The sequence below is a fragment of the Chitinimonas sp. BJB300 genome (assembly GCF_002735695.1).
Classification (GTDB): Bacteria; Pseudomonadota; Gammaproteobacteria; order Burkholderiales; family Chitinimonadaceae; genus Chitinimonas.
Map to the genome: position 1 here is coordinate 1 of NZ_PDZH01000133.1, position 9542 is coordinate 9542.

Consider the following 9542-nt stretch of genomic DNA (forward strand, 5'->3'; position numbering starts at 1 on the left):
GCGAACGGTTGGGTGACCAATTGCTGTCCAAACAACGACGGGGGCGCGAATGCCCCCGTGTCGTGAAAAAGCCGCCGTCGCGTTATCCGGTCAAACAGCTCTGCGTTGTTAAGTGAACGGCATTACCGCGCATTGCGGCCTTTTTCAATTTTCTGCAAACACAAGCATCAGCTTTCTCGCGTTACCCGCACCACTTCTTCTAGTGTGGTCTTACCGCCCAATACCTGTTCAATACCGTCTGAGCGCAGGCTGCTCATGCCTCGTGTGCTGGCATAGTCGCGAATCCGCGCTTCGCTAGCACCATCGTGAATCAGACGGCGGACTTCATCATCCACCGTCAACAATTCATACACCCCAGCACGGCCCTTATAGCCCAGCTGGTTACATTGCTCACACCCTACGGCACGGTACAACGGCCTGGCTTCAGACAAGCCCAAGGCTTTCATTTCCGCATCATCAGGCGTATAGGCCACCTTACAAGCAGGGCAAAGCTGACGGTAAAGGCGCTGGGCCAACACACCGATCAACGACGAAGCCAGCAGAAAAGGTTCGATACCCATATCGACCATACGCGTCACCGCGCCCGGCGCGTCGTTGGTGTGGATGGTGGCCAGTACAAGGTGGCCGGTCAACGATGCCTGCACCGCAATCTGCGCAGTTTCAAGATCACGAATTTCGCCAATCATGATCACATCCGGGTCCTGGCGCAGGATGGCGCGCAGCGCACGGGCAAAACTCATCTCGATACGGGCATTGACCTGGGTCTGCCCCACTCCGTCCAGATCATATTCGATGGGGTCTTCCACCGTCATGATATTGGTGGTCGAGGCATCCATGGCCGCCAGAGCGGCATAGAGCGTAGTTGTCTTGCCCGATCCGGTCGGGCCAGTTACCAACACAATGCCATGTGGCTCGGCAATCAGCTTGTGCATCACGGAAAGGGTGCGCCCTTCCATACCCAGTTTCTGTAAATCGAGCCGGCCGGCAGACTTATCCAGCAAACGCAGCACTGCACGCTCACCGTGCCCCGTGGGCAAAGTCGAAACCCGAACGTCCACAGGTCTACCCGCAATACGCAACGTGATGCGGCCATCCTGCGGCAGACGCTTTTCCGAGATGTCCAGATTGGCCATCACCTTCACCCGCGAGACAATGGCCGAATGCAGCTGACGCTTGGGTTCGATGACATCGCTTAGCTTGCCGTCGATACGGAAACGCACGACAGAACGCGTCTCAAAGGGCTCGATATGAATATCCGACGCCCCTTCGCGCAAGGCTTCGGTCAACAAGGCGTTGATCAGCTTGATGATCGGCGCGTCGTCTTCGGCTTCCAGCAGGTCTTCGATAGCCGGAAGATCCTGCGCCAATCGGCTCAGGTCCATATCGGCAGCGACATCCTCGGCCACATCGGCCGAATGGTTGTCCTGACGGGAGAACAACCCGGCCAGGCGCGCATCAAAGATAGCCACGTCCAGCATTTCGACATTCACCGGCCTACCCAATAAACGCCGAAGTTCCATCAGCCCGGAAAGATCGGTCCCCTTGCGCAGCAATACATCCACCGTGCCATCGTGTTCGGCAACGTCAACCACACCACGCTGGCGGGCAAAGCCATAACTGGCGAGTTTCTGGTAGCTCATGGGGCAGTAGCTGGTGCAGTTTCTGCAGGTTCAGGCGTAGCGGGTTCGGGGGCCAATAAGCCTTTTCCTGGGCGGGCATCCAATACAGGGGCTACCACCTGGGGCAAATCCGGCAGGAATGCACGATTCTCTGTGACAAATTCAGCCTGGTCTTTACGCAGCATTTCGTAACGGTCGTTACTCAACGCCGAAGTACTCTGGTCATCACGCAAAATCACAGGCCGCAGAAAGACCATCAGATTAGAGCGTTTATTTTCGCGTTTCTCATAGTTGAACAAGCGCCCCAACAGTGGGATATCTCCCAGGAACGGCACTTTGCTTTCGTTCTTTGTCAACTTGTTCTCAATCAACCCGCCCAGCACTATCGTCTGGCCATCGTTAACCAATACCTTGGATTTGATTTGTCGCTTCTTTGTTGTCACACCGGTATTCGTACCGGTAATCTGGGCTGACACCTCTGTATCAATGCTTGAGACTTCCTGCTCCACCGTCATGGTAATCGAGCCACCTTCCGATACCTGCGGCGTCACTTTCAAAGTAATGCCGATATCCTTACGTTCTACGCTCGTAAATGGATTTGGGTTGCTTCCAGTAGAGGATTGAGTACCCGTAATAACGGGAATAGTCTGGCCCACAATAATGCTGGCTTCTTCATTGTCCAAGGTGATGATGTTTGGTGTGGACAACACATTGCCGTCACCGTTGGATTCCAACATCGTCGCAACCGCACCCAAGGTTTTATTGGAATTGGCAATACCCATGATCATGCCTGCAGGCAAGCTGGTGACTGCCTTAGTTTTAATAGCGGCAGCCATAGATGTAATGCTACTGGTTTCTTTGCCCAGGTTACTCACTCCCCCAGCAGCCACGTCTCCACGTATGCCGCCAGCAAGCCACTGCACGCCAAACTCACCCACTTTGCTGACATTGACTTCAGCAATCAGCGCCTCCACATAAACTTGGGCACGGCGTACATCGAGCCTATCAATCACAGCACGGATATTGTTGTAGACATTATCAGGTGCCGTAACGATCAGCGAATTGGTCGTGGGGTCACCCTGCACAGCCACCCCGGGCGATATCTGCCCACCACCGCCTGTACTACTTTGGACAGAGGCGGTGCCGGTCGTCGAGGTACCGCTGGTGCTGCTGCTCGTACTCGTGGTCTGCTGCGGGACATCGGTACCCGTCAGGATAGCCTTCAGCGTCGCGGCGAGCTTGGTGGCGTTGGCGTTCTTCAGATAGACCACATGGATATTCCCGCCTGTTGAACCCGCGCGGTCCAGGCTATCCACCATCTGTTTGATCTGGGCGAGATGCGTCGGGTTATCACCGCGCACAATCAAAGTATTGGCCCGTGTATCCGGAATCAACGACGTTCTACGTACACCTTCCATCTGTGCGCCTGCCGGCGTGGCGGACGCCACACCCGGTACACTGACCTCCGGCATCAACTTGCCTATCATCTGCGCGACTTCAAGCGCGGAAGCATATTTCAGCGGCAAAGTGATCAGATCATTGGTGGATGGCTGGTCAATATTCGCGATAATCTGATTCAGCCGCTTGATGTTGTCCGCATAGTCGGTAATCACCAGTACATTCGAGCCCGGATAAGCCGCTATCGAATTGTTTGGTGTAATCAAGGGACGCAGAATGGGCACCATCTGGGCCGCTGATTCATGCATCAGTGGGTACACCTGCGTGACGATGCGGTCTCCGCTGACATTCAGTTTCTGGTTCGCCGTCGTACCGAAATTCTGCTTGGCATCCGCTTCGGGCACGATCTTGACTGCGCCTGGGGTTTCCACCACCGCGAAGCCTTGCAGACGCAAGGCCGAAAGCAGAATCGTATAGACCTCGCGTTTGTGCACAGGACTGGATGAAACAATATTCACCGTCCCCTTCACCCGCGGGTCGAGGACAAAGTTTTTCCCCGTAATGAGGCCGACCGCCTTCACGGTGGATTCGACGTCTGAATTGACAAAGTTAAGCATTACCTTGTCATCGGCAGCCATTACCTGGCCGGCCAACATCATGGCAAAAACGAGCGTTTTCAAAGGTTTCATGGTGCAGATTGGCTCTCGATGCTGAAGCGCAGGTTTATGGGTGTTCCATTGCGCAGAAGTTCGATATTGACGGTATTGCCACGGCTGAATGCCGAATAAAGCGCAGAGACATCGGCGGCACGCTTCAAGGCGCTGCCGTTTACACGGGTCAGGACATCGCCGCTTTGTAAGCCTAATGGGCCAGCAAGCGGTTGTGCCGCCGCGTTGTCGATGAGCACGCCGGCACCACCCGGCGCATCGCCCAAGCCGCGGGTCCAGTCATTCACATTCAGATTTTGCATGCCCGCAGCCAACGCTTGGCGGCTGATCACCAAAGTATCGCTACTGCGGTTTTCTGGCACCGCAGCCGCACGGGATGGAAGAACCGGCGGGGGTGGCTCATCGCCCTGCCCGCTATCTGAGTCATCAACCCGTTGAGCGCCATAAGGGGTAACACCCTGCGCCGCCGGCTTGGCATCAAGATCGATACGTTCACGGCGACCACGGTTATCCAGTAATGCGTGATCCGCAGCGACCTCGACCAAACGGACACCGGGCTCGACTTCCTCGCCCGTCTTGACCGCCAGGGCCGAAGCGCCGGATCGGTCAAAGATCGCGGCGGCGGGCGAAGCCGTAGCAATAACGCCACGCAGTTTCAAGCCCAGTGAAGATAAAGAGACTTCCGCCGCCGCTTGTTCACCGAACAAGGCATTGAGCGCGGACATATCCGTGCTGGCTTGCACCACGGGCATGGCATTGGGTGCAGCCACGGGCAAAGGCGACTTGGGTGCGAATAGTTGCCAAAGGAGACCCGCTGCGAGCCAAGCAGTCAGCAGTACAAGCAAACCGTTGAGGCAGCGATAGAACCAAGGCGAGGCAGGCAGGGAGATGATCATCCGGCTATTTCAAATAAATATTTAGGCTGCGATAGATAGCAAAGTGGGTAAATTTACGGCATTCGAACCGGCATTTATAGCAGCAAGCCAAGGTCACCGCCATCAAAGCGAAAATAATTCAATTTAGTTGACACTAATTCTGGCCCTGTGCTCTAATCCGCCCCCTCGAAACGACGCCAAGTCGCAGAGAGCCAACGCGGAGTGGTAGTTCAGTTGGTTAGAATACCGGCCTGTCACGCCGGGGGTCGCGGGTTCGAGTCCCGTCCACTCCGCCAAGTTTTTCAAGTATTACTGTCGGTATCAATTGGCGGTAATCAGTACCAGACAGCGAAGACTTGACGTTGTTTGCAGGTGCGTGATTGAATGCGCGCCTTTCCGAAATTGGAAACAATTAAGATTTCGGGCGGTTAGCTCAGGGGTAGAGCACTGCCTTCACACGGCAGGGGTCACTGGTTCGATCCCAGTATCGCCCACCAAGTTAATGCAAAAGTCATATGACTTACGCATGGAGTGGTAGTTCAGTTGGTTAGAATACCGGCCTGTCACGCCGGGGGTCGCGGGTTCGAGTCCCGTCCACTCCGCCAACACGTAAAGCCCAGTCTTTTGACTGGGCTTTTTGTATTTCCGCCTTTGCAAGCTTGCCTCTGCGCGTTTAATCGGCAGTAGAGCCGGTTGATGATCTTGCTATGCAGCCTGTTAGCGCTGCTCGTGACAGATCGTAGACAGGTTCTTAGAATCGCGGCTTGCCTGAAAAAGCCTACCGCCATGCTGCCAGCCCAATTCGACCAAGCCCTCTCTACCTGTTTGTTGCGTGATCACCATGCACTACGGCAAAAATCCCGCGCCGTACGCGAGCGTATCAAGCAAAAACAGCCGGCCGACCGCCTCGTTACCGAGCTCGAACAAGCCATCACCGTCTCTCAAGCCAAGTACCAGGCGCGCTTGGCCAAGCTGCCCAAACCCCAGTTCGACGATGCGCTGCCCGTCAACCAACGCCGCGATGAGTTGCTCAAGGCAATCGCAGAACATCAGGTCGTGATCGTCTGCGGTGAAACCGGGTCGGGCAAAACCACGCAGCTTCCCAAACTCTGCCTGCAACTTGGGCGTGGCGTCGCGGGCTTGATCGGCCATACCCAACCACGCAGGCTGGCTGCACGTACAGTCGCCACGCGGATCGCACAGGAGTTGAAAACCGAACTGGGCGATACGGTCGGCTTCAAGGTGCGGTTTACCGACAAGTCATCTGAACTGAGCCTCGTCAAACTCATGACCGATGGCATTCTGCTGGCAGAAACTCAGACCGACCGCTTTCTCAGCCAGTACGACACTATCATCGTCGACGAAGCGCACGAGCGTTCGCTCAACATCGACTTTCTGCTTGGTTTTCTCAAGCAACTGCTGCCCAAGCGGCCCGACCTCAAAGTCATTGTCACCTCCGCCACCATCGATGCCGACCGCTTCAGCCAGCATTTTGATGGCGCACCCGTCATCGAAGTCAGCGGCCGCACCTTTCCGGTCGAAGTCCGTTATAAGGAATTACGGTCAAAAGACGCCGACGATGCCGACCTGGAAATGGAAGAAGCCGTGGTCGATGCGGTACAGGAAGTCTGGCGGCATGATGGCTTGGGTGATGTGCTGGTCTTTCTACCCGGTGAGCGCGAAATCCGCGAGACGGCCGAAGAGTTGCGCCGCGCCAAGATCATGGGAGCCGAAATTGTCCCGCTGTTCGCACGGTTATCAGTGGAAGACCAACAGAAGATATTCCGGCCCAGCAATGGCCGCCGCATCGTCCTCTCCACCAATGTGGCGGAAACCTCGCTGACAGTACCCGGCATCAAATATGTCATTGACTCGGGCCTTGCACGCGTCAACCGCTACTCGCCACGCGCCAAGGTCGAACAGTTGCAGATCGAAAAAATCAGCCAGGCTAGTGCCCGCCAGCGCGCCGGCCGCTGCGGCCGCGTGGCCGCCGGCGTTTGTATTCGCCTGTATTCAGAAAAAGACTTCAACGCCCGCCCGGCTTTTACCGACCCGGAAATCATCCGGTCTTCACTGGCTGCGGTCATATTGCGTATGCAGGCGTTGCGGCTGGGCAAGGTGGAAGACTTTCCATTCCTTGAAGCGCCATCGGGCCGATTGATTGCCGATGGTTATGCCTTGCTGCATGAACTAGGCGCAGTGGATGAACAAGGTACGCTCACCCGCTTGGGCAACGAGATGGCGCGCCTGCCGGTCGACCCGAAGATTGGCCGCATGCTGTTGGCAGGACGCGATGAAGGTTGCTTGCCTGAGCTGCTGATCATTGCTTCCGCGCTAAGTATCCAAGATCCACGCGAACGTCCATTCGAAGCGCGTGATGCTGCCGACCGGGCGCAAGCCAAGTTTGCCGATGAAAAATCAGACTTCGTCAGCTACCTAAACCTGTGGCACTTCTTCGATCAGGCATTGAAAAACAAGCAGACCAATCGCTTATTGATTCAGGAATGCCACAGCAACTTCCTCAGCTATCTGCGCATGCGCGAGTGGCGAGAACTACATAAACAACTGGCCGATATTGTTGAGGATATGGGCTGGAAAACAGCCGGTGCGCCACCGCCCAAGGTGGAAGACCAGCCCGCTGCCGTGCCTCATCTGCCTAAGAAAGCAGAAAAAGAACGCCAACAGGCAGCACAACAAGCCCACGATGCGTTGCACCGCGCACTTTGCGTCGGCCTATTGGGCCAGATCGGCATGAAGCAACCGGATGACGATGAGTACCTCGGGGCGCGTGGTATCAAGTTCAGCATCTTCCCGGGGTCCGGCCTAAAGAAAGTCCGGCCCAAGTGGGTGGTCAGCGCCGAACTGGTGGAAACCACCAAGCTGTACGCCCGTTGCGTCGCGGCCATTCAGCCCGAGTGGCTGGAAAAAATGGCGGGCCATCTGGTCAATCGCGATTATTTCGAGCCGCATTGGGACGAAGCCATGGCACAGGTCGTCGCCAGCGAACGCGTCACCCTGTATGGCTTGCCCGTGGTCGCCCGGCGCAAGATTCATTACGGTGCAGTCTGCCCCAGCCACGCGCGTGAAATCATGCTGCGCGAAGGCTTGGCAGGCCGGCGCTTCAACACGCGCGCCGCGTTCTGGCTACACAACGAAAAGCTCATCAGCGAAATCGAGGAACTGGAACACAAGGCGCGCCGCCAGGACGTGCTGGTTGATGAAGAAGTGCTGTTCGCCTTCTACGACAGCAAGGTGCCGGCCGATATCATCAACGGCCAGGGGTTTGACGCTTGGCGCAAACAGGCCGAGAAGGAACAGCCGCAACTATTGTTCCTCAGCCGCGAAGACTTGATGCGCCATGCGGGCGAAGCCATCACCGAGCAACAGTTTCCACCACTGCTGACGCTCGATGGCATCGACTTGCCATTGGCTTATCGATTTGAACCGGGCCATCCACTCGATGGCGTCACCGTACAGCTTCCGCTGCATCTATTAAATAAGGTGAATGGCTATGCCTTCGACTGGCTGGTGCCCGGCCTGATTCGTGAAAAGATCACCCTGCTGGTCAAATCGTTGCCCAAAAGTATTCGCCGCCTCTGTGTGCCGGTGCCGGACTTTGTCACCCGGATGTTGGGAGAACTCGATAAGGCCGACCGCAGAGCAGCATTGTTGCCACAACTGGCCCATGCCGTCGGCCGTGGCATTGGCCAGCCGGTGAGTGTGGATGAATTCGACGCCAGCGACCTGCCACCACACCTGCGTATGAACATCCGCGTGGTGGATGACGCCGGCCAGGAATTGGCCAGCAATCGGGATTTGGTTGCCCTGCGCGCCAAGCTTGGCGAAGCCGCGCAGATGACCTTCCGCGAAGTCGCGGCCTCCCCCGTCAATACGGAACGCCCTACTGGTCCCAAACATGCCTCCGGCTCCGGCAAACCGACGCGCCATGCCGACCTGCCCAGCACCACAAAAAGCAAAGCCAGTGGCCCGGCGATTGAAAAGGAAGGCATCACCAGTTGGGATTTTGGCGACCTGCCCGCCAAGCTGTCTTTCGAGCGCCACGGTGCGATGCTCACCGGCTACCCTGCGCTGGTATCGCACGAGGGCAGTTGCGCCATTCGCCTGTTCGACGTGGAATCGGTGGCGGAAGCCGAACACCGCAAGGGTGTGGTGCAGCTGATGCAGTTCGAGCTGAAGGAACAGGTAAAGCAGTTGCCCAAGTGCTTCCCCAACTTCACCCAAACCGCGTTGTTGCTACGAGGCGTCACTGATTCGGACAGCCTGATGGATGACCTGGTCACCGCGGTATGCGACCGGGCGTTTATTGGCGAAGACCCCCTGCCCCGCTCAAAAAAAGATTTCGACAACCAGAAACAGCGTGCCAAGACCCGCCTGCCTGCGGTACGTGATGCCGCCTACCGGGTATTGCAGGAGGTCGCAACCGAGCATCAACAGCTGCAGAACCTGCTGTCCAAACCGTTACGCATACAGAGTGAGTTGAAGCAGCAGTTGGGCAGGCTGGTGCACAAGGGTTTTCTCAGTGCGACACCATGGGAACAATTGGCGCATCTCCCCCGCTATCTGAAAGCCATCAAGGTCCGACTTGAGAAATTCAACGCTAACCAAGTCCGCGATGCCCAACGCGGTGAAGAAGTCGCCGCATTGTGGACACGCTGGGAAGCCGAGCAGGATAAATGGCGTAAACAAGGCCGAGATCCGGCACCGCTGTTGCCATTCCGTTGGATGCTGGAAGAACTGCGCGTCGGTTTGTTCGCGCAGGAGTTACGCACGCCTTATCCGGTATCGGTAAAGCGACTGACCAAGATGTTTGAAGACTTGATGAAGCAATAAGAACCTGACTGATGTTACGCAGTAGCTGCGAGAAGCAGCTGTAACTGATCATAAGCCGCGCGGGAGGCGTTGATCAGTAACTTGCGGCAAAGTGCGAATGGGTTCTTCTGCGTCTTGATGCTCAGGCATTC

Annotated in this window: 4 protein-coding genes and 3 tRNA genes; 4 read left to right on the plus strand and 3 right to left on the minus strand. The window is 56.5% G+C overall.

Annotated elements, in window-relative coordinates; all coding sequences use genetic code 11:
* Window positions 1-167 precede the first annotated feature (167 nt).
* From gspE to CSQ89_RS17675, 3 genes are read right to left on the minus strand one after another with little or no spacing between them, the layout of a single operon-like run.
* Window positions 168-1640: a type II secretion system ATPase GspE gene (gene gspE, locus CSQ89_RS17665; protein WP_099407411.1), complete on the minus strand. Its 1473-nt coding sequence runs from the start codon at window positions 1638-1640 to the stop codon at window positions 168-170.
* Complete coding sequence (gene gspD / locus CSQ89_RS17670) at window positions 1637-3706, minus strand: type II secretion system secretin GspD (protein WP_199065666.1); 2070 nt, start codon at window positions 3704-3706, stop codon at window positions 1637-1639. Before gspD ends, gspE begins: the two co-directional genes overlap by 4 nt.
* Complete coding sequence (locus tag CSQ89_RS17675) at window positions 3703-4581, minus strand: type II secretion system protein N (protein WP_099407413.1); 879 nt, start codon at window positions 4579-4581, stop codon at window positions 3703-3705. Before CSQ89_RS17675 ends, gspD begins: the two co-directional genes overlap by 4 nt.
* Before the next feature lie 198 nt (window positions 4582-4779).
* On the opposite strand from CSQ89_RS17675, the gene CSQ89_RS17680 reads away from it, so the two are divergent.
* From CSQ89_RS17680 to hrpA, 4 genes are all read left to right on the plus strand, one after another.
* A tRNA-Asp gene (locus tag CSQ89_RS17680) sits at window positions 4780-4856 on the plus strand.
* A gap of 126 nt (window positions 4857-4982) precedes the next feature.
* Window positions 4983-5057: transfer RNA gene (locus CSQ89_RS17685), tRNA-Val, on the plus strand.
* A 31-nt stretch (window positions 5058-5088) separates the two neighbouring features.
* Window positions 5089-5165 (plus strand) — tRNA-Asp (locus CSQ89_RS17690).
* A 181-nt stretch (window positions 5166-5346) separates the two neighbouring features.
* Entirely contained in the window at window positions 5347-9411 is a 4065-nt protein-coding gene (gene hrpA, locus CSQ89_RS17695; RefSeq protein ID WP_099407414.1) for an ATP-dependent RNA helicase HrpA, read from the plus strand.
* Window positions 9412-9542: the final 131 nt, after the last annotated feature.